The 19,528-nt window shown below is 63.9% G+C and carries 18 protein-coding genes, 2 tRNA genes and 1 pseudogene; 12 read left to right on the top strand and 9 right to left on the bottom strand.

Annotated features, from left to right (window positions below; translation table 11 throughout):
- The first annotated feature begins 61 nt into the window (after positions 1-61).
- Together J7E25_RS13405 and J7E25_RS13400 are read left to right on the top strand one after the other, a co-directional pair.
- Positions 62-682 (top strand): hypothetical protein, encoded by a 621-nt coding sequence (locus J7E25_RS13405; protein WP_214870655.1) that lies wholly within the window; start codon positions 62-64, stop codon positions 680-682.
- Entirely contained in the window at positions 679-990 is a 312-nt protein-coding gene (locus tag J7E25_RS13400) for a hypothetical protein (RefSeq protein ID WP_214870654.1), read from the top strand. Before J7E25_RS13405 ends, J7E25_RS13400 begins: the two co-directional genes overlap by 4 nt.
- Here J7E25_RS13400 and J7E25_RS13395 read toward each other — a convergent pair.
- The gene (locus J7E25_RS13395; RefSeq protein WP_215006154.1) at positions 968-1,978 is read right to left on the bottom strand and encodes a diacylglycerol kinase family protein; all 1,011 of its coding nucleotides are present in this window, start codon (positions 1,976-1,978) and stop codon (positions 968-970) included. The two genes, J7E25_RS13400 and J7E25_RS13395, sit on opposite strands and share 23 nt — an antisense overlap.
- Positions 1,979-2,073: 95 nt before the next feature.
- On the opposite strand from J7E25_RS13395, the gene serS reads away from it, so the two are divergent.
- The 8 genes from serS to J7E25_RS13355 all read left to right on the top strand — a co-directional run bounded on the left by serS (position 2,074) and on the right by J7E25_RS13355 (position 9,365).
- Complete coding sequence (gene serS, locus J7E25_RS13390; RefSeq protein WP_214870653.1) at positions 2,074-3,345, top strand: serine--tRNA ligase; 1,272 nt, start codon at positions 2,074-2,076, stop codon at positions 3,343-3,345.
- Between the two features lie 8 nt (positions 3,346-3,353).
- Positions 3,354-4,244: an HAD family hydrolase gene (locus tag J7E25_RS13385; RefSeq protein ID WP_214870652.1), complete on the top strand. Its 891-nt coding sequence runs from the start codon at positions 3,354-3,356 to the stop codon at positions 4,242-4,244.
- Positions 4,245-4,303: 59 nt separating this feature from the next.
- Positions 4,304-5,590: an LCP family protein gene (locus tag J7E25_RS13380; protein WP_215006146.1), complete on the top strand. Its 1,287-nt coding sequence runs from the start codon at positions 4,304-4,306 to the stop codon at positions 5,588-5,590.
- Between the two features lie 134 nt (positions 5,591-5,724).
- Positions 5,725-5,809 (top strand) — tRNA-Ser (locus tag J7E25_RS13375).
- A gap of 27 nt (positions 5,810-5,836) precedes the next feature.
- The gene (locus tag J7E25_RS13370; protein ID WP_214870651.1) at positions 5,837-7,117 is read left to right on the top strand and encodes an LCP family protein; all 1,281 of its coding nucleotides are present in this window, start codon (positions 5,837-5,839) and stop codon (positions 7,115-7,117) included.
- A 78-nt stretch (positions 7,118-7,195) separates the two neighbouring features.
- Positions 7,196-7,284, top strand: a tRNA-Ser gene (locus tag J7E25_RS13365).
- 120 nt (positions 7,285-7,404) lie between these two features.
- Positions 7,405-7,581 carry a hypothetical protein gene (locus J7E25_RS13360; protein ID WP_214870650.1) on the top strand — a complete coding sequence of 59 codons (177 nt, stop codon included), beginning with the start codon at positions 7,405-7,407 and terminating at the stop codon, positions 7,579-7,581.
- Between the two features lie 668 nt (positions 7,582-8,249).
- Positions 8,250-9,365, top strand: a complete 1,116-nt coding sequence (locus J7E25_RS13355; RefSeq protein WP_214870649.1) for a S1 family peptidase — start codon at positions 8,250-8,252, stop codon at positions 9,363-9,365.
- 536 nt (positions 9,366-9,901) lie between these two features.
- On the opposite strand, the pseudogene J7E25_RS13350 reads toward J7E25_RS13355, so the two are convergent.
- Positions 9,902-10,360: pseudogene (locus J7E25_RS13350) on the bottom strand (ATP-binding protein); the annotation flags it as partial.
- Between J7E25_RS13350 and J7E25_RS18460 the strand changes: the two are divergent.
- Positions 10,304-10,609: a hypothetical protein gene (locus J7E25_RS18460; protein ID WP_374196230.1), complete on the top strand. Its 306-nt coding sequence runs from the start codon at positions 10,304-10,306 to the stop codon at positions 10,607-10,609. The pseudogene J7E25_RS13350 and the gene J7E25_RS18460 sit on opposite strands and share 57 nt — an antisense overlap.
- On the opposite strand, the gene J7E25_RS13345 is transcribed toward J7E25_RS18460, so the two are convergent.
- The 3 genes from J7E25_RS13345 to J7E25_RS13335 all read right to left on the bottom strand — a co-directional run bounded on the left by J7E25_RS13345 (position 10,599) and on the right by J7E25_RS13335 (position 16,005).
- Positions 10,599-12,293, bottom strand: coding sequence for an ABC transporter ATP-binding protein (locus J7E25_RS13345; protein ID WP_214870648.1), 1,695 nt, complete (start codon positions 12,291-12,293; stop codon positions 10,599-10,601). The genes J7E25_RS18460 and J7E25_RS13345 overlap by 11 nt on opposite strands.
- Positions 12,294-12,448: 155 nt before the next feature.
- Entirely contained in the window at positions 12,449-13,138 is a 690-nt protein-coding gene (locus J7E25_RS13340; protein WP_214870647.1) for an ABC transporter ATP-binding protein, read from the bottom strand.
- Positions 13,139-13,167: 29 nt separating this feature from the next.
- Complete coding sequence (locus J7E25_RS13335) at positions 13,168-16,005, bottom strand: ABC transporter permease (protein ID WP_214870646.1); 2,838 nt, start codon at positions 16,003-16,005, stop codon at positions 13,168-13,170.
- Between the two features lie 134 nt (positions 16,006-16,139).
- Between J7E25_RS13335 and J7E25_RS13330 the strand changes: the two genes are divergently transcribed.
- Positions 16,140-16,652, top strand: coding sequence for a S26 family signal peptidase (locus tag J7E25_RS13330; RefSeq protein ID WP_214870645.1), 513 nt, complete (start codon positions 16,140-16,142; stop codon positions 16,650-16,652).
- Here J7E25_RS13330 and J7E25_RS13325 read toward each other — a convergent pair.
- From J7E25_RS13325 to J7E25_RS13305, 4 genes are all read right to left on the bottom strand, one after another.
- Positions 16,635-17,210: a redoxin family protein gene (locus J7E25_RS13325; RefSeq protein ID WP_214870644.1), complete on the bottom strand. Its 576-nt coding sequence runs from the start codon at positions 17,208-17,210 to the stop codon at positions 16,635-16,637. The two genes, J7E25_RS13330 and J7E25_RS13325, sit on opposite strands and share 18 nt — an antisense overlap.
- A gap of 51 nt (positions 17,211-17,261) precedes the next feature.
- Entirely contained in the window at positions 17,262-17,792 is a 531-nt protein-coding gene (locus J7E25_RS13320; RefSeq protein ID WP_214870643.1) for a MauE/DoxX family redox-associated membrane protein, read from the bottom strand.
- Positions 17,793-18,433: 641 nt separating this feature from the next.
- The gene (locus J7E25_RS13315) at positions 18,434-18,844 is read right to left on the bottom strand and encodes a hypothetical protein (RefSeq protein WP_214870642.1); all 411 of its coding nucleotides are present in this window, start codon (positions 18,842-18,844) and stop codon (positions 18,434-18,436) included.
- A 388-nt stretch (positions 18,845-19,232) separates the two neighbouring features.
- On the bottom strand, positions 19,233-19,528 hold a 296-nt coding region (locus tag J7E25_RS13305; protein ID WP_214870640.1), incomplete at its 5' end, for a hypothetical protein.

Here is a 19,528-nt window from a genome sequence, read left to right as displayed (position 1 = left end):
GGGCCGCCCCACGAAGGCTGGTGCGCGATATTGTGACCCTGATCGATCGTGAGGGGTGACCATGAGTGAGAGCCGGAGCGCGCAGGGCATCGACCCGAGGTTCGATCCACGGTTCCAGCGCGGGTATGTGCCGTCGCCCGAATCGGATGGGGGAGCGGCGGTCGAGACGCCGCCGCCCAAGGTGATGCGACCGGCGCGGGCAGCTGCCCTTCCCGTTCCTCCCGCTCCGGGGCGTCTCCCACCGATCGCAGCGAAGTCCACCGAGCCGGTGGAGCAAGCGGAGCACGTCGCGACGCCGCCCAAACGCCCCGAGGTCGGGTCGGCGGATGCCGCGGAGCCGGTCTCGTCGGGCGAGATAGCCGCCTTCGACGAACCCGAGCCCGAGTCCGAACCCGAGCCCGAGTCCGAGCCCGACACCATCACACGGCGCTGGATCGTGGCCGCATGGGTGGTCGCGATCGGTGCGCTCGGCCTCGGATTCTGGCTGTTCTGGAGCGTCGCCGGTGACCGCGGAATGTACTACGGCTCTTCCAGCATCGACCCGGTGCTCCAGCAGGCCGCCTGGACGATCGCGCCACCCCTCATGCAGGCGGGCGGCATCGGGGTCGTCGTCCTGCTCGCGTGGCAGGCGATCCGGCGTGCGCGGCGGAACGCACGTGACGACGAGACGGAGCGGCCGTGAATCCCTTCCGGCGGAACCCATCCGCGATCGCACTCGCGGTGCTGGCCGTCACGGCGCTCGTCGCCGGCGTGTGGGCCAACCAGACGCTCGCGGGGGGAGTGCGGGGATATTCGGAGACTCCCACCGACGAACAGCTCGCTGAGATCGCGTTGATGCAGTTGCTGCAGATGATTCCCGGTCCGACGATCCCGGTTGCCGTGCTCGCGGTGATCGCGCTCTGCCTCGTCGGGGCGGTGACCGCGTCGGGCGGGCGTCTCGGCACGGGCGTGAGGGAACGACGCCGCGTCAGCGACCGACTCGAACGATGAGCGCCGCCGGGTCGACGCGGAACCGCACCGACTCGACCGAGCCGAACTCGTCGCCGTCGATCTCGAACTCCTCGGGATCGCCCTCGATGTCGATGTCGATGGCGCGGCCCCGGGAGTAGAGGATCTCGCTTGGCCGCTTGTCGCCGGTGAGCTCGATGAACTGGCGGCCGACCGCGCTCTTGCGCAGCACCCGGTTCTCCCACGTCACCTTCCGCCAGATGAGGATCCAGCCGAAGACGTTCCGCGGCTGCAGCAGCACCACGTCGAGCTTGCCGTCGTCGATCTCGGCGCCGGGGATGAGCTCGATGTTTCCCGGAAGGTAGCCGAGGTTCGCCACGAGAATGCTCGACACCCGGGAGCGGTGGTGTCGGCCGAGGTCGAGCCGGTGAGTGATGCGGAACGGCTTGGAGGCCGGGATCGCGCGCAGTCCGGCGTCGACGTAGGCGAGCCAGCCGACCCGCTTCTTCAGGTCGGGATTGGTGTTCGAGATCATCGCCGCGTCGATGCCGATGCCCGCCATGACGAGGGAGACGTGCGTCTCGTTGGCTCCGCCGGGCCTCGTGACCTCGGCGACGAGCACGTCGACGGCATGATCGAAGCCCGAGAAGGCGAGCACGACGGCGTCGTGAGGGTCGTTCACGGGAATGCGGAGGTTGCGCGCGAACAGGTTGCCGGTGCCGAGGGGCACGAGGCCGAGGGGCACGCCGCTGCCGCGGAGCCCGCCGGCCACCGCACGCACCGTGCCGTCGCCGCCGGCCGCGATCACGAGGTCGACCCCCGCGTCGAGCGCCTCGAGCGCCATGCCGGTGCCCGGATCGTGCTCGCGCGTCTCGATCCACAGCGACGTGGCGAACCCCTGCCGCGCCTCGGCATGCCGCACGGCGTCGCGAACCGCGTCGACGCCCTGCTTCGAGGGATTGAAGATGACGGCTGCGCGCGGGCGTATGCTCGCGGCATCCGTCGACCCCTGCCTCCCCAGACTCGCCACGCTGCCAACGGTATTCCATCCAGCCGTGCGGAGGCCCGGAACCACGCGCAGTGGCACGACCTGACCGGCGGATGCCCACGGCTAGACTTGCTCGGGTGATCGACCCCCTGCTGCTCCGCGAGAACCCCGAACTGATCAAGCGTTCGCAAGAGCTCCGTGGCGAGTCCGTGGCCTTCGTCGATGACGCCGTCGTAGCGGATGCCGCGCGCCGCAGTGCGATCACCACGTTCGAGTCGCTCCGCGCCGAGCAGAACACCTTCGGCAAGCAGGTCGCCCAGGCTCCCAAAGAGCGGAAGGCCGCGCTCGTCGCCGAGGTGCAGCAGCTCTCGGCGCGAGTGAAGGCGGCCAGCCAGCAGGCGAGCGACGCCGAAGCGGCCTTCACCGAGGCTGTGCAGCGCATCGGCAACGTCGTCCTCGACGGTGTGCCGGCGGGCGGCGAAGACGACTACATCGTGCTCCGCGAGGTGGGTGACCTCCCCGCGTTCGGCTTCGAACCGCGCGACCACCTCGAGATCGGCGAGCTCCTCGACGCCATCGACATGCAGCGCGGTGCGAAAGTGTCGGGGGCCCGTTTCCACTACCTGAAGGGCGTCGGCGCGCGCCTCGAGCTCGCGCTCATGTCGATGGGCCTCGACCGGGCGCTCGCCGCGGGCTTCACGCCGCTCATCACGCCCACGCTCGTGCGGCCCGAGATAATGCAGGGCACCGGGTTCCTCGGGGCCCACGCCGAAGACATCTACTACCTGCCCGATGACGACCTCTACCTCACCGGCACGAGCGAGGTCGCGCTCGCCGGGTATCACGCCGACGAGATCATCGACCTGTCGAACGGGCCGCTGCGCTATGCGGGCTGGTCGACGTGCTACCGTCGCGAGGCCGGCAGCCACGGGCGTGACACGCGCGGAATCATCCGGGTGCATCAGTTCAACAAGCTCGAGATGTTCAGCTACGTCGACCCGGCCGACGCCGAGGCCGAGCACGAGCGGCTGCTCGGATGGCAGGAGGGCATGCTCCGAGACCTGGGCCTCGCCTACCGGGTGATCGACACGGCCGCCGGCGACCTCGGCTCGAGCGCCGCCCGCAAGTACGACGTCGAGGCCTGGGTACCCACGCAAGGCGCCTATCGCGAGCTCACCTCGACGTCGAACTGCACCACATTCCAGGCCCGCCGCCTCGACATCCGCCATCGCACCGAGAGCGGCAAGACGGCGCCCGTGGCGACCCTCAACGGCACCCTCGCCACCACTCGCTGGATCGTCGCGATCCTCGAGACCCACCAGCAGGCCGACGGCTCGGTGCTCGTGCCCGAGGCGCTGCAGGGCTACCTGGGCGGTCTCGAAGTGCTCGAGCCCGTCGCGGCCAGATAGGCGATCGGATGTCGCAGCAGCCAGCTCCCGGCGGGAACCGAGCGCCCGAACGCCACGCGGCGCCCGAATCGCAGCGTCCGGGCGCGGTCGACACGATCCCCGACGGGCGCTGGCTCGTCGCACTCGACGTCGACGGCACGATCATGCACGAAGACGAGTCGATCGACCAGGTCGTCGCCGACGCGGTCGCCGCGGTGCGCGATCGCGGGCACGAGGTCACCCTCGCGACCGGACGATCGTGGGCGACGACCCGTCCCGTGCTCGAGCGGCTCGGGCTCACGCCCGAGTACGTCGTGTGCGCCAACGGGGCCATCACCATGCAGCGCGACGAGGCGGCATCCGACGGCTACATGCGAGCCCATGTCGAGACCTTCGACCCCACCGAGGTGCTCGAGCGCATCCGCTCCTTCCTGCCCGACGGCCGGTTCATGGTCGAGGAGCCCAACGGCTTCCGCCTCTACACCGAGGGCATGTCCGACTGGAACCTCGACAATGCCCGCGAGGTCCCGTTCGAGCACCTGCTCGACCAGCGGGCGACGCGTGTCGTCGTCGTCTCGCCCGACCACGAGCTCGAGGAGTTCCTCAGCATCGTCGAGGAGATGGGCCTGCACCAGGTGAGCTACGCGATCGGCTGGACCGCCTGGCTCGACATCGCGCCCGAAGGCGTCAGCAAGGCCACGGCCCTCGAACGCGTGCGCGGCTGGCTCGACCTGCCGGTCGACCGGGTGATCGCGATCGGCGACGGCCGCAACGACATCGAGATGTTCACGTGGGCCGGAGCCGCCGGCCGGTCCGTCGCGATGGGCCAGGCTCCCGCCGAGGTGCGGGAGGCCGCCGGCGAGGTCACCGGCGACATCGACCACGCTGGTCTCGCCTCGGTGCTCGACTCGCTCTCCTGACGGATTCACCGGGGGATTCCGGCTCTGCGCGGATAAGATCCAGTTCGGGGAGGGGTTCCGTGAGCGCAGGCTCTGAGCAGGACTCGATCGTCGATGAGCAGGTCTCGATCGTCGATTCCGCCGGCATGGCGAGACATGGTCGGTTGTCGCGACACGATGCCACGCGCGCCTACCTGAAGCTCGCGGCATCCGCCATCGCAGTGCTCGCTGTGAGCGCCGGATCGGTCGCGGCATTCGCCGTGATCGACCTCGTGGGATCGCTGAAGCCGTCGGTCGAGCTCGAGGGCGAGGAGATCCTCGAGGGTGTGCCCGACATCGGCGCGATGGAGGGCGGGCTCAACTTCATTCTCGTCGGCAGCGACAAGCGGCCCGACGACGGTGCGTTCGGCGATCCCGAAGAAGAGTCGGCCGAGCTCAACGACGTGACGATGCTGCTGCACATCTCGCAGGACCACTCGCATGTCGAGGTCGTGAGCTTTCCGCGCGACCTCGTGGTGCCGGTGCCCGAGTGCACCGATCCCGAGAACCCCGAGGGCGACCCGCTCCCGGCGATGTCGGGCGTGAAGATCAACACCGTGCTCTCGCACGGCGGGCTTGGTTGCGTCGCCAAGACGGTGGCGCAGCTCACCGGAGTTCAGATCCTGGTCGGCGGGATCGTCGAGTTCTACGGTGTCGCGGCGCTCTCCGAGGCGGTCGGCGGCGTCGAGGTGTGCCTCGCCGAGCCGGTCGTCGACGAGTACTCGGGTCTCGACCTCGACGCGGGCAGGCATTCGATCTCGGGAATGGAAGCGCTCGCGTTCCTCCGATCGCGGCACGGCGTGGGCGACGGCAGCGATCTCGGCCGCATCTCGAATCAGCAGACGTTCCTCGCGTCGCTCATGCGCACGCTCCAGAGTGAGGGCACGCTCGGCGACCCGGTGAAGCTCTACTCGATCGCCAAGGCCGTCCTCTCGAACATGACCCTGTCGACGGCACTGCAGAACCCCACGCAGCTCGTCGCGATCGCGCGGATGATGCAGGACGTCGACCTGTCGAAGGTCGCCTTCGTGCAGTACCCCACGGTGTACACCGAGGATTTCGCGGCCGTCGAGCCCTCGGAATCGGCCGCCATCGTGAATGCGGCGCTGCAGGCCGACCGGCCTGTGCAGTTCGACCCGAACGCTACGGCCGGAGCGCAGTTCGGCACGGTCGAAGATCCCACCGCGCCGCCGGTGCAGGATCTTCCCGCCCCCGAGGCCACCGCTGAACCCGACGCCGAAGCCGGCGCACCGCCGGAGGCCCTTCCCGGCGACGTCACCGGCCAGACCGCTGCGGAAGTGCGCTGCTCCAACGCCAACGAGGGCTGATCGCGGCATCCGGCCCACTTCAGGACCCTCCCAGTTAGTACTGAGAGGCTCGTCGGAATGCGCGTCGGCTAGAATCGGGGCCTGCCTGCACGTAGATGTGCCGTCATCGAGACGGTGCTGCAGTGTGCGGGCGAGGAGGGCTGTCCGAGCGGCCGATGGAGCTGGTCTTGAAAACCAGTGGGCAGCAATGCCTCGTGGGTTCGAATCCCACGCCCTCCGCGCGAACCTGAGAGAGAAAGGACACCGGTGAACGAAGAGTTGCGACACAGCTCCCGACGAGCAGCGAAGAGTCCTGCCGTCGCGCGTCACGGCCGGCTCAAGCGGCACAACGCCTGGAAGACCCTCGCAAAGGTCGTCGGCTCCGTCGTCGCCGTCACTCTCGTCTCCGGTTCAGCAGTCGCGGCCTACGCCGCATGGGATCTCGCGAGCACCGCGCAGCCCACGATCACGCTCGGCAACGAAGCCGTGCTCGAGGGTGTGCCCGATGTCGGCTCCTACGAAGGCGGCGTGAACATCCTCATCGTGGGCAGCGACAGCCGACAGGGCCAGGGCGAGGCCTTCGGCGACCCCGACGAGGAGACCGCGGTCCTCAACGACGTGACGATGCTCATGCACATCTCCGAAGACCACTCGAATGCCTCTGTGGTGAGCTTCCCCCGCGACATGCTCGTCGACGTGCCCGAGTGCACCGATCCCGAAGACCCAGCCGACACGCTCTACGAGCAGTCCGACGTGAAGATCAACTCCGTGCTCTCGTACGGCGGCTTGCCGTGCGTCGTGAAGACGGTCGAGCAGCTCACCGGGGTGACCATTCCCTTCGCGGGCATCGTGCAGTTCATGGGCGTCGCGGGGCTCTCCGAGGCGGTCGGCGGCGTCGATGTCTGCGTCGCCGAGAAGATCGAAGACGAGTACACCGGCACCTTCCTCGACCCCGGTGTCCACACGCTCAAGGGTGTCGAAGCCCTGCAGTTCCTTCGTACTCGCCATGGCGTCGGCGATGGCAGCGACCTGGCCCGCATCTCGAACCAGCAGGTGTTCCTCTCCTCGCTCGCCCGCACGATGCAGTCGAGCGGCACCCTCTCCGATCCAGGGAAGCTCTACTCGATCGCGAAGGCCGCGCTCGCCAACATGCAGCTGTCCGACAGCCTCATGGACCCCACGCGCCTGATCTCCATCGCCAAGGCGCTGAAAGACACCGACCTCAACAAGATCGCGTTCATCCAGTACCCCACCGCGTACGTCGACGGGGGCGGCGCGGTCGCCCCGACGGGCTCGGCCGAGCTCGTCAACGCGGCGCTGCAGAACGACCTGCCTGTGACGTTCGACCCCGCTGCAGCCGAGTCGGATTTCGCCTCGGTGGGCGACCCGAACGCGGTCGCCGCGCCCCCGGCTGAAGCGCCCGCCGAAGAGGCGCCGGCCGACGCACCCGTGGCGGCGGCACCCGTCGAGGCGCTGCCGAGCGACGTGACGGGCCAGACCGCCGCCGAGGCGCGCTGTTCGGCAGGCCGCACCCTCGACGACCAGTAGGGTCGTGATCGGCCGAATCGTCATCAGGGGTACTGCCGGGTTATGATGGCTCTCGCGTGTTCGCGCAAGCGTTCACGAGGAGACGTCGCATAGTCCGGCCGAGTGCACCACCCTGCTAAGGTGGAGTCCCCGTAAGGGGACCGCGGGTTCAAATCCCGCCGTCTCCGCCCTGTGATGTGTCGGGACATCGTTTACAGATGTGTCGGGACATAGGTGACAGAAACCCTCTCCTTCGGGAGGGGGTTTCTTCATTTCCGGGGTTGGTAGTCGCGGTCGGGGTTGAGGGTGTGTTCGGCGAGGATCTCGCCGGTGTGCCGGTCGATGATCATGGTCTCGTCGCCGGCGGTGAGCAGGATGATCGGGTTGCCTTGGTGGCGGCGGCCGATGCCGAGGTGGCGGAGTTTCCCGGCGTAGCGGATGGTGATCTTGCCGTTCGCATCGCCCGAGTGGCTCTGTCAACCTGACTTGGGACCAGCTGACGGCCCGAATCAGGACCACCAGGGCAGGTTCATGGTGGCGCTCGCGCCCATGAAGATGAATAGGGAAGGGCTGCCGTCGTTACACAGCTGGTCGGGTTGCCCGCGTCATCGCGGCAGCCGTTCGAACCTCTTGCGCGGGGATTGAGTCGGTCATCGTCGGCCGGTGGAGTGATGTCCGTAGAACTGATGGACGCATTCACGCTCCGCCTTGCCGAGACGACCGCCCCATGCGGTTCGAGTGTGGCGGCTCGTGGTGCCGGAAGGGCCTCGGGCTCGTGGTTACTGACGAACTCTCGGGCCCAGATCGGGCTGCTCGGTGCAAGTCCGCTTATGTGCCGACTATCCCCCGAGATGGAGTCGCTCGTACGCTTTGGCCCGTCTGACGGAACGGCCTACCGAAACTCGGTTGCCGTCGCATCTCGGTCTACAGAGAGAAGGTACGGGTCTTGGGTTCGAAAGTTCGTAGGAGAGTTGGAGTAGGCGCAGCTGCAGGCATCGCGTTGGTGGCCTTGGTGCTAACCGCGCCGGGAACGGCGCAAGCCTTCAATAGCGGGGTGGAGGGCGCAGCATCACCTGCGCTCCCTCGTCCAGTTGAGGATTCACGGGAAGATGCTCCTCTCCCTGAGACTGGCGGAATTCCTTCCGACCTGCGCATGGAGATTCAGAAGCTAGTGGAGAGCCCCGAGGGCGAGCACATCAACGATCTCGCCTGGGACCAGGCAACTGGAACGCTCGACGTCCATGTCCTCGAAGGCGAGGCCAGCAAGATTGAGCAGAGCGTCCGAGAGGTTGTCGGTGAAAACTACCGATTCGTCGAGGACGTCTACAGTGCCCGAGAGCTTGAAGCGCAGGCACTAGAACTGGCGCAGTCGGCGGTCGACGCGGGAATTCACGTTGTCTCTGTCCGCACAACTGAGAACAACAGCGGGCTCGTCGTGTCTGTCGCCGAATCATCCACGACGCAGCGTCGTGCGGCCCAAGACGTCGATGGGCTTGCGTCGGCTGGTGGCGTTCCTGTCGTCGTCGAGACGACCGCTGAGGATCCAGCGATGGCGACCGGTTGGCGTTGGGGAGATTCGTCGCCGTTCTATGGCGGAGCACGCATCTACAAGCCAGCCAACGGCTATTCATGTACGTCAGCGTTCCCGGTGGTGGCTCCCATCACGGGCGGCTATCAGACCGCGATACTCACGGCCGATCACTGCGGCGCAATCGGCGATGCTTGGAGGTCGGGACAGGCCAACGGTAACAACTGGGCGCTGGGGACGATGCAGGACGGTAACTCGGGCGGTTCAGACTTCAAGCGCTTGAGCCTGGAAAACGGTGCGGGGATTCAGGGCCGCGTGTACACCGGTTCGTACACGAGTTCAACCTCGCTCGGAGTGAAGGCGCGCTACTACCCCATTGCAGGCGACATCATTTGCCCCAGTGGCGCGTACTCCGGATTGAACTGTCTGGCGGAGGTGCAAACCACCGGCGACGTGTTGTGTTTCTTCCCGGAATCGCTCTGCTACAACAACCTGATCACGGTGCACTCGACCACCGACTCCCCGCTATTTGGCAAGGGTGACAGTGGCGGTCCTGTCGTCGCGGGCTGGAACGGCGGTGTACTCGGTATGGGCGTAATTACCGGCGTCAACACAGGTGGAAGCAATGTGAAGCCGTGTAACGGTGACACGAGCGCCCGCTCATGCTCGGTTGTCGGCTACATCGCGAACATCAAGGCTTTCTTCGATAACAACCCCACTTGGAATCTCCTCGGGGGCTGACAACGACGGCTATGCATCTGCTGGCGGTGCGGCGACCGATTGCGGTTGCTGCGCCGCCAGTGCAGTTGTGACGCCAGAACAGAACCAAAGGACGAGGGCGACAACGACCAAGCCTGTCGCGAGGGCGTTACGGCCGCCTCGGACTCCGAAAAAGAAATTGTCGGAGCACCGGACGTCCGCTGGCCCGGAGCACTCAACCATTATCGCGAGCTCTGCGGGATTCGTGATCACGTAGAGTGCCGCGATTGCCGCTGCACTGCCAACGACGATGAGTGCGCAAGAAATCATCACGAGGGCACTCCTGCGTCGGCCGCGACCAGACCGCAATAACGCCACTGTAATGCTCCCTCCAGCTGCTGTTCAGGCTACAGGTTTGGATGCTGAATCCATCCCAGAGCCGCGCTTCAGTCGCGAACGTGCTGTGCGACTCGTAGTGATCCCCGGTAGGCCACAGCGGCCTACCGGCCGCGGGTTTGGGAGCTGGGTGGGTTCCGGGACGACGACGGTTGTCACTAATCGGTGGCATGCCGTCACAGTCATGGTTGCCGGCTACGGGTGTGGTTGAGCCGGTAGGAGGTGGTGCCGGTTTCGATGATGATGCCGTTGAAGGTGAGACGGTCAACGATCGCGGCGCACAGGCGCGGGTCGGTGAAGGTCTTGGTCCAGCCGCTGAAGGACTCGTTCGATGCGATCGCGACGGACGCCTTCTCTTCGCGTTCGGTGAGGACTTGGAAGAGGAGTTCGGCGCCGCGGCGGTCGAGTTCCATGTAGCCGAGTTCGTCGATGCAGAGCAGGTCGACGCGGCCGTAGCGGGCGATGGTGCGCGCGAGTTGTTTCTCGTCGGCGGCTTCGACGAGCTCGTTGACGAGCTTGGTCGCCAACGTGAACTTGACCCGGTACCCGCGTTCGGCGGCGGCGGTGCCGAGCCCGATCAACAGGTGGGACTTGCCGGTGCCGGAGTCGCCGATCAGGCAGAGCGGGTCGCCGCGGCGGATCCCAACGACTACTCCGTCGATCCGCGGGTGATCGGCCGGCTCGTGGCCGTGACGGCCACGCTTGGCCGGGTGATCGTCGTGTGCGAGGGCCGCACGGTCGCCGACCACGAACGCTGCTGGGCGTCGCGGGCCGTGATCGCCGACCCAGCCCACGTCGAAACTGCGCGCGGGCTGCGCGCTGCGTACTCGGCAGCCAAACAAGCATCTCTACCGTCTTTGAGCTGTTTGCCAATGACGATCACGGGCTAACGTTCTCTGCGTCGATGTAGTTCGCGGCTTGAATGGTGAACAGTCGTGCATATTTACCACCAAGCAGCATGAGCTCGCCGTGAGTCCCAACTTCGATCACCTTGCCGTCCTCCAGCACCAAAATTTTGTCGGCGTGGCGGACCGCACCCAGACGATGCGAGATCAAGAGACTCGTTGTAGACTCGCGGCGTTGTTGAAGACGTTCATGCACCGCCTGCTCGGCAGCAGCGTCCAGTCCGGCACTTGGTTCATCAAGGATGAGAACATCACGCCCGGATCGCATCAACGCACGGGCCAGGGCGATGCGCTGCCATTGACCACCGGACAATGAAACACCGATAGCGGGATCATCATTATCCTCGCCCGCGAAGAACGTTCGCGAAAGCATCGATCGATAGCCCCGATCCAAGCTGCTTATCTTCTCATGTATACCTGCCTGCTCGGCAGCGGACTGGATCCGTACCTGATCATCGATGCCTCTCAGGTCTCCGATTCCGATGTTCTCAGCTGCAGTCAGGTCGTATGGCATGTAGTCCTGGAACACTACTGACATTCGATCCCGTAGCTCGGACAACTTTAGTTGCTGCAGGTCGATGCCATCCCAGGTGATGGACCCACGCGCCGGGTCATAGAAGCGGCACAGCAGTTTCACAAGCGTGCTCTTGCCCGCTCCGTTAAGGCCGACAAGCGCAGCTGTAGTCCCAGCCGCGATGTCGAAGGAGACCCCTCGCAAGACCCACGGCTCTGATTCACCGTAACGGAACCATACATCTCTGAATTCGATGCCTTGCGCGAGGCTCGGGACCTGCTGCGGAGACGGTGTAGAGATCAAATCGGAGCCGGTCTGCAGGACGTCCAAGTAGTGGCGGAGCATCGATATCGCCTGGTGGTACTGTCCGGACGCCGCCACGAGGGCTGCGATTACCCCCTGCACGCTTGCCGCCGACGCGATGAAGGCCGATACGTCGCCGGCGAGGAAGTGGCCCTGTAATGCTTCAGTGGTGATCCAGATAAGTCCGACGGCCGTAACAATGGCGCTTAGCGCAGCCAATGGAAGCTGACCCACGAGGGTCTTGCGGTCGATCGATTCGTCAATCGCGTTGATGTCGACCGTCTCCTGGCGCATACGCGAAGCAAAGAAGTCTCCAAGACCGAAGAGTCGGATTTCCTTGACCGCCGAAAGGTCGAGCATCAGCATCTGATAGAACATCCTTCGGCGGCTTCCTGGAGTCATCGCCCACATCATTTTCGCTTGTTGTCTGCTGATCCGTATCTGGATAATAAATGCGGGGACTGCGGCCAGGACAATGATGCTCAAGATAAGCGGGCTAATGGTCAGCAGCACAGCGGCGAGACTCACAAGGCTCACCACACTCTGAACGATGCTGAACAAAGATGAGAAAACGGCATGAGGAGCGGTCGAGGCGACATTGCTGGCGAGACGCAGTCGATCCAAGAATGGTGGGCTTTCGAAATGTGAAATACCATCGAACCCGTTGACCGTTCGATATAAGTCGTCGTGAACTCGAAGACCGACGAGACGAACCAATCGAGCCTCAAGGTACGTGGTCAGTGGTGGGGCGACAGCGGCCGCCAATCCGAGAAAGCCGATCACGAGTACGAGCAAGGTGATCTCGCCTGGCTGTACCGTCCCCAATTGAATGTTGTCGAGCAACAGCTTCATGGACCAAGCGAGCGAAGCTGGTATCAGACCTTGCACCACCTTGACCACCATGATTATCGGCACGACGATGGGGCCTGCGCTCCATGTCAGTCCCAGGGCAATGAACGTAGATGAGGTCGCGTACCGGAGGCCGGGTCGGGCCGATTGTGTGCTCATCACACGCCTACTGTCCGATGGATGGCACCATCCACGAGTTGCACATGTTGTTGGCACAGTTCCGCGACCTTGAGATTATGCGTCGCAACGACGAGCGTCGTGCCCCACGTGTCGCTAGTGGTTAGTAATAGTTGCATGATCTCTTCGCCCGTCGCGCCATCGAGGCTGCCAGTGGGTTCGTCCGCGATGAGGAGGTCGGGAAAGCCAATTACTGCACGAGCGATGGCGACCCGCTGCTGTTGGCCGCCCGAAAGTTCATGAGGCATCGAAAGGGCGCGATCTCCTAGCCCGACCGACTCGAGAAGTTCCTGGGCTCGAGCACTCTTCTTAAACGAGACGCGGCGAGGCAACACCGGAGCAATGACATTGTCGATAACAGTGAGCCCGGGAAGCAGATGAAACTTCTGGAACACGAATCCCACGTTGCGCCGGTACCGGGTAAGGTCACGGACCGACAGCTGGTCGACGCGGGTCTCGCCTACGGTTATGTGGCCCTCACTGGGGCGCTCCATGCCGCCGATGAGATGAAGCAACGTCGACTTGCCGGAACCGGACGGCCCAGTGAGCGCAACGGTCGAGCCGGCCTTGATTGCGAGGTCCACGTTGTTGAGCGCCCGATGTGTCTGGCGCTTTCCTTGAAGGAACGATTTCGACACTCCCTCGACAGCGACTGGCACGCCTTGACGCATGGTGTGAGCGTTTGACATCGATTCAAGTCCTATTCGTCGGCGGCCAAAATCGTGGCGGGAGGCATTTGTGCAACTTGGCTGGTGGAACCGAGCAGAACAAGCAGTACCACGGCCAATCCGCCCACCATCGACGAACCTGTGGCGACAAGCATTCCGATGACTACCTCGGGGGTTACCAATGGACCACCCATTGCGATCACCACGGCGGCGCCGAGGGCGGCACCAACGAATCCGCCCATAATGGCCATGGCGATCCCCTCGTACCTAGTCACCTGTGCGAGTTCGCTGGTACTCCATCCGGTGGCACTGAGTACGGCATACTCGCCCGCACGCTCGCGCTGGTTCATCAGCAGCACGTCGACCAAAGCGACGGTCCCGAGCCCCATACTTACCGCGACGGCAAGAAAGTCAACGTCACGAACCTCAGCAGTCACGACGGTGCCGAGGAGCGTCCCAGCTACCTGGCCGCGGAAGGCGATCGTCATTCCAAGCAGAATTGTCAGGGCCGCTACAGCTAGAGCCAGGCCGGCCGCTCCAAGGATCGTGCGAGTTCTTCCCCGAGCCACATTTGCAAGCGCAAGCTCAAGTGGTGTCCGCACCTGCCGCGAACGATAGACAGGCGCGACCGGGGGTCGGAACGCCTCTACGGGCAAGATTCGCGACGCCAGCCACGCTGGAATTAGGCCCGCCACTAACGCGACGAGGACGGCCAGCGGGATTGCGAGCAGGACTTGACTGGTCGCTACGCCAATTCCGAGAAGCCCTGCTGTCACCCAAGCCACAAGTGCTCCAAGGAACCCACCCAGTGCACCGATGACGAGTAGCTCGGCCGCGATCACTAGGAATGCTGTAGCACGTGCCCAACCCATACCGAGCAAAGTAGCGATTTCCGCACGACGAGTTCTAACCGACGCGAGGGCGCCTTGCGCGAGATAAAGAGTGCAGACGACAAGCACCAAGACGAACAAAGCGCCACTCTTTGCGTCTATCGCATTGACGATCCTGACGCCGACACCCTTCTCGGCCCAGTACTCCTCTACAAGAATCTGCTCGGCACCGGCGACGCCAGCCGGAAGAACGACTTGCTGGGGGGCGGGTGAGGCCCCGACCGTGACTTCTACAACAACGGAATCCCCCAGTTGATTCTTGATCCCGGCGACAACGGCATTTATTCGGCTACGCGAGAGCTCGTCCACACCGGATACGCCCGCTACCCGGATCCGGATACTACTGATGGGCGTCGACGCACTCCTTTCCGCGTCGGCGCGACTGGACAGGAACGCTGTGATGCTCTGAAGTGTGGTGAGCATCGCAGGTGGCTGGCGCAAGTATCCGCCGAGGTTGCGATCTGGAAGCAACGCGTCGTTGTGGAGTATCTCGCGGGTTCTCTCATCGGCCCCGGTGACCTCCGGTTGACGATAGCTTTCCAGCGGGAGGCGGGAGAGTCCGGAGAAACCCGTGATCTCTTCTGGATCGAACCTGCCTGTCACGAAGGGACGAGGCACCTCGCATCCGGCGCTGCAAATCGCGGCCTCGATCAATGTTACATCGCGCACCTGTGTCGCTTGGTTATCCACCGGAATGTTCTGGTCGTACTTAGTCCACTGCGCCGCCCAAGTCTGCGGCTCTGGTGACGGCTTAATCGACGCCTCAAGCCTGCCCCCGGCGTCGTCATATGCGACCGGGCCGGTCGTCCAGTAGTTTCCGACCTCTGGGCTAAAGGAGTTGGCCGGCCCAACACCAAATGACAAACGCGACGACTGAGCCAAAGGCTCGAACACTCCCGTCAAGTCAACATTTATCTCGCCCACCTTCGATCCAGACAATCCAGTCAGCCATGGCCTGGCGGCAGGGCTGTCCAATTGGTCGAGAGCTCGTGTGCCGCCAATATCAAGCCGCGTCACGCTTAGGCCCATTGTTACGTCCGCGAATGCATCCGTCGAGAGAAGAACAGGAACATCCACCATCCCCCGCCCTTGCACTCGTTCTACCGATGGTTGTTCATCTGCGAGGAGATAGCTGCCTTCAGTGACTGCGTCCTCAAGACCCACGAGGGCGGCCTCTTGCTCGGCATCGATCGCTGCGATTAGAACCGGGAATGCGACGGGAATGCTCACCCCGACAAAGCCATCTGGTTGATCCGTAATCCCCGCTCCGGAGCTCGTTGATGGACTCACCGACGAGTAGCACTCCAAACCCGTGCGCAACTCCGGGTCGAAGGCCGACTGGCCGACGACAAATGCGTCGGTCTCCTGTCTGAAGGGCCGCTGCGGGGCGCTGCCGGTGCCGAGCGGATCGACATTGAAATACCAGCACGGCCACCGTTGTGCACCGCTGTCGTTCTCCACGGTCGTGACGCCCTGCGGCTCCCCATCGAATGCGCTTTCTGTGTAGTACAAATACCGAGGGGCGTCGCTGTACCGAGCGGCCCCGTTCGCCGCCGCGTAGGTAGGATCCACGCGGAACAATGATGCCCCATCGTTGACAAATGAACGAAGGTCAACATATGCGGTGCCCACCACGTTCACGTATCCCAAGTTCGCGATGGGGGCAGCGACTTCGACACCAGGAATATCCCGGATCTGCTCGTACGCATCCATGGAGATGCCTCCGAAAACTCCTGATAGGTAGTTGTCCTGGACGAGATTGCGGCTCTCCTCGATGTCCGTCAGAGAGCCTTTCGGTCGCACCAGCACGTCGTACGCCGACCGAGCGTTGTCCTGCACGGTGCCCACTACCTCGGCACGGGTTGACTGGACCGCCGAGGTCAGTAGAACGAAACTTGCCGATGCCACGACAACACCGATCACGAGTGATGTCGCTCGCCATCCATGACTTGCGAGACCTAGCCTGATGTAGCTCAGCATGTCTGTGTCCAAACAACCGCGATCACGCTGTATCGGCAGATTTCAGCACGGTGGGCCATCGGAGCCTGACGACCGGCTAGCATTTGATCTCATTGGGCCACAAGGCCAAGGATGCTCCGCGAACGGGACTGCTAATGATTATCGGAAGCATCGTCTTCGCCTTGTTCCTCGTCGCCGCAACCGCACTGGTCTTTCTCGGTCGACGCAGCTATCTGCTTGTAACGGTCCGCGGGATGAGCATGGCGCCGACACTTCACGACGGCGATCGCATTCTTGTTCGCCGACGATATCGCAAACCGCTTGAGCCGGGCGACATCGTCCTTGTTCGCCTTCCGAAGGATTATCGCTACTCACAGCAACTCGCCGATGGGGTTTCGCCGGATCGCCTATTAGTGAAGCGCGTGGCTGCCACCGGTGGGCAAAATCTTCCACACAACATTCCCATCGCTGGTTCCGACGGCAACCGCGTCCCCGATGGAACATTGGTTCTCTTGGGAGACAATCCACGAAGCGAGGACTCGCGTGAATGGGGTTGCGTGCCCGCACAGCATGTCGGAGGAATTGTGGTTCGGACGCCGCGAGGGCGTGCGTGCCATTGGCGGGATACGCCGCCGCCCGGGGGCTCCGTGCTAGCGAACGAGTTCTGAGGGCAGTCCGCCCATAATCGAGGTATTCGTGGTCACGACGCCATCCTGCAGTGCGATCAGCGTGGGAAACCGATCAACCTGGAACGACTCAATCAATTGCCCGCCGGGGCCATCGTCGATGATCACGCGGGCAACCCCCGTGGCTGCCGCCGCCATTTCGCTCGCGCCGTCTCCATCTTGGATAATGACCACAACGTCGTCTGGGCTTCTGCGCTGAGCGAAGCTGATGAATTCCGGCAGGCGCTCCCGGCAGGGCGCGCAGGTCGGGGAGAAGAATCCCATGTACTTCTCACCTTGGCTTGTAGTCGCGCTGCTCACGACTGACCCGTCGACAGCAGCCGCCTCAAAAGACGGAACAGACGTCCCGGGTGCAGGGCTTGCCGGACCGAGCGAGTCGGCGCCGCCCCCATTGCCGCCTGCTTCAACTTTTGAAAGGCGAGTGCCGTGCTCTCGGAGTCGCCGGACGACGCCATAGGTGAGCAATAGGTTCAGCAGCAAGAGGATGAGAATGGCAATTGCCACCGTGAGCTCTACAACGTTCAACTGAGGACTCTCCATACTTCTTTCTAGGTCTGGCTTCTGCGAGAACCGCACTACGGAAGCCTTGGACTACCGACGCTCTCTCGAGAAGAGCCCGAACAGTTCGTCAAAGGATGCGATGACGCCCACTCCGACGAGAGAAACAAGAACTACGACGGTGATTTCCATCGGCGTGAGCTGCCCTATCGGCAAACCGCTAACGAAAAGGCCGCATGCAGCGATTGACATGATCAGCAGGTTCCTTGCAATGTGCACGGGGCCGAGCGGTTGCCCCGTCACGCCAAAGCATCTGCACTCTGCCGTTCTCTTGTTGCGGATGGCAAAAAGAATCACCGCGCAGAACGCCGTCAACAGAATCAGAGCAAGGGACAGCCCATAAACGGACGTGCGCGGAATAATCACGAAGACGGCGATGGCGAGCTCGAATCCGACTACGCCGCTTGCGACCACCCCCGTAGCGATGGACGCAAGCCTCAATACTGGCAACTCGAGGGCGTCGATAGATTTGACAAAGCCAGACCAAGCCGACCTGCTTCGCAACTTGCTCAGAGCGGATGCTATAAATGTTCCCGCGATGATTGCGGAGAATACGACTGCCACTCCCTAGCAGCACCAACTCTGCCCTGTACAGGTGTCTGTGCAGTCGGGCTTTATGGTGCAGTAGTACCATCGCCGGCTACCGACACCCACACTGCAGCTGCCAGCGCAGACGTTGTAGCTGCCTGAACACGCGGCTAGCGCTTCTGTTCGAGGTGCTACGAGGGTCACCGCTCGGTCCGCAAGTTCGGTGATGAAACTAAACAAGGTGTACATTCTCAGACTCACGCACAGCACATGCCGGTGTTCGAGCACGTGTCGGTGCAATCCGGCTTGTACGTGCACCTGTACACCCATCTGGAATTCGGCGAGCAGAAGCCTGTGCAGATCGTATAAGAGCCTGAGCATGCGGCAAGCGCTTCAGTGCGCGGCGCGAAAAGGCCCACGGTGCGATCAGCGAGGCGGGCGATGAAATCAATCATGAATAGTCCCCAAGTTCGTTATTGATGATGCCTCAGTTGGAATAAAATCCCCAGTCGCTGCGTTCGAGGGATCTGATCGTGAGCCTAAGCCGTAAATGCCAGCAAAATCTGTCCGCAATTAGGGGGACACATGCTGTTGAGTCGCCGGCATCCCTATGTTCCATGGGAGGAATGTCCTCGCGTACGTTAGGGAGCATCCGCTCCCACTGCGGATCGTCGGGTCTACGCCTCGCGCTTGGCGTCGTCGACGATGCGTTTCGTGAACTCGTCGGTGAGCCGACGGGTCTCGGCCGTCTTCTCGGCCACGTTCTCGGCAGTCGCGGACGCCCACTCGGCGGCCAGCCGGTCATCGAGATCTTGAATTTGGACTCGGATCGCCTCGTTCGCCTGCTCGTTCGCGGTGCGGACCAAGCGCACCGCGTTGTCGATGATCCGCCGCTCCAGCAGCACCACGATGCCCACCAGTAGCAGCGTGGTACCGACGTTGGCCAGCACGCCGGCGAGGTAGCCCACGCGGTCGGCGGCGGGTGCCACGAAGTCCCCGACCATGATGGCGGCGAGGCCCAGCACGATGCATCCGGCGAACCAGCCCCAGCGGATGCGGAAGTGGGTGGGGGCCGGCGTCTCGCTCATTCCGCCAGCGTAGACAATCGGTGGGGTCCGCAGCCGGAGGCTACGCCCGCACCGGCCGGTAGGTGATGTGCGTCACGAGTGACGCCGCTCGCACCGATACCCGCTCCAGCGCCTGCGGCGGCACGCCGTCGAACACACGCTCGCCCGCACCGAGGACGCACGGCGTGACGTGCAGTCGCAGCTCGTCGAGGAGGCCCGTTGGTTCATGCCCGCCGCGAAGCCATCGGCCGAGACCGCGATGTCGCTGAACACCTTGCCCATGATCTGACTCCTTCACCCGGTCGTGAATTTCAACTGGTTGGCAGATTAGCTCGGAGGGCACTACGTGGCCGAGCGCGCGACCGCGCCACACGGGGTGATCCCGTGTGGCGCGGTAGCTCGAGCCGGGTTACACCCGTCGGCTCTGCCGGCGGCGAGCCGCGGCGATGACGAGGATGATCCCCCCCAGCATCCCGATCACCGCCGCCGACTGGAGCACCATGATGCTCGTGTCGTCGACGCCGGTGTCGGCAAGCCCACGTCCGCCACTGTGTCCGCGCGATGTGTTGCTCGGAGGTGCAGACGTATCCGACGTGGTGACGACCGGAGTGACTCCGGGAGCGCCGGGAGCGCCGGGAGCGCCAGGTTCGCCGGGCCCGCCAGGAGCGCCGGGCCCGCCGGGCCCGCCGGGTTCGCCGGGAGCGC

The sequence above is a fragment of the Agromyces sp. ISL-38 genome (assembly GCF_018613935.1).
Taxonomy (GTDB): Bacteria; Actinomycetota; Actinomycetes; order Actinomycetales; family Microbacteriaceae; genus Agromyces.
The sequence above is the reverse complement of the archived record's forward strand: the minus strand, read 5'-3'. Positions and strand labels throughout refer to the sequence as shown.

What these genes read in the sequence shown, in the direction of transcription:
- J7E25_RS13405 (WP_214870655.1), top strand. Translation starts at nt 62, where the DNA reads ATGAGTGAGAGCCGGAGCGCGCAGGGCATCGACCCGAGGTTCGATCCA.
- J7E25_RS13385 (WP_214870652.1), top strand. Translation starts at nt 3,354, where the DNA reads ATGTCGCAGCAGCCAGCTCCCGGCGGGAACCGAGCGCCCGAACGCCAC.
- J7E25_RS13355 (WP_214870649.1), top strand. Translation starts at nt 8,250, where the DNA reads ATGGAGATTCAGAAGCTAGTGGAGAGCCCCGAGGGCGAGCACATCAAC.
- J7E25_RS13345 (WP_214870648.1), bottom strand. Translation starts at nt 12,293, where the DNA reads ATGAAGCTGTTGCTCGACAACATTCAATTGGGGACGGTACAGCCAGGC.
- J7E25_RS13340 (WP_214870647.1), bottom strand. Translation starts at nt 13,138, where the DNA reads ATGCGTCAAGGCGTGCCAGTCGCTGTCGAGGGAGTGTCGAAATCGTTC.
- J7E25_RS13335 (WP_214870646.1), bottom strand. Translation starts at nt 16,005, where the DNA reads ATGCTGAGCTACATCAGGCTAGGTCTCGCAAGTCATGGATGGCGAGCG.
- J7E25_RS13330 (WP_214870645.1), top strand. Translation starts at nt 16,140, where the DNA reads ATGATTATCGGAAGCATCGTCTTCGCCTTGTTCCTCGTCGCCGCAACC.
- J7E25_RS13325 (WP_214870644.1), bottom strand. Translation starts at nt 17,210, where the DNA reads ATGGAGAGTCCTCAGTTGAACGTTGTAGAGCTCACGGTGGCAATTGCC.
- J7E25_RS13315 (WP_214870642.1), bottom strand. Translation starts at nt 18,844, where the DNA reads ATGAGCGAGACGCCGGCCCCCACCCACTTCCGCATCCGCTGGGGCTGG.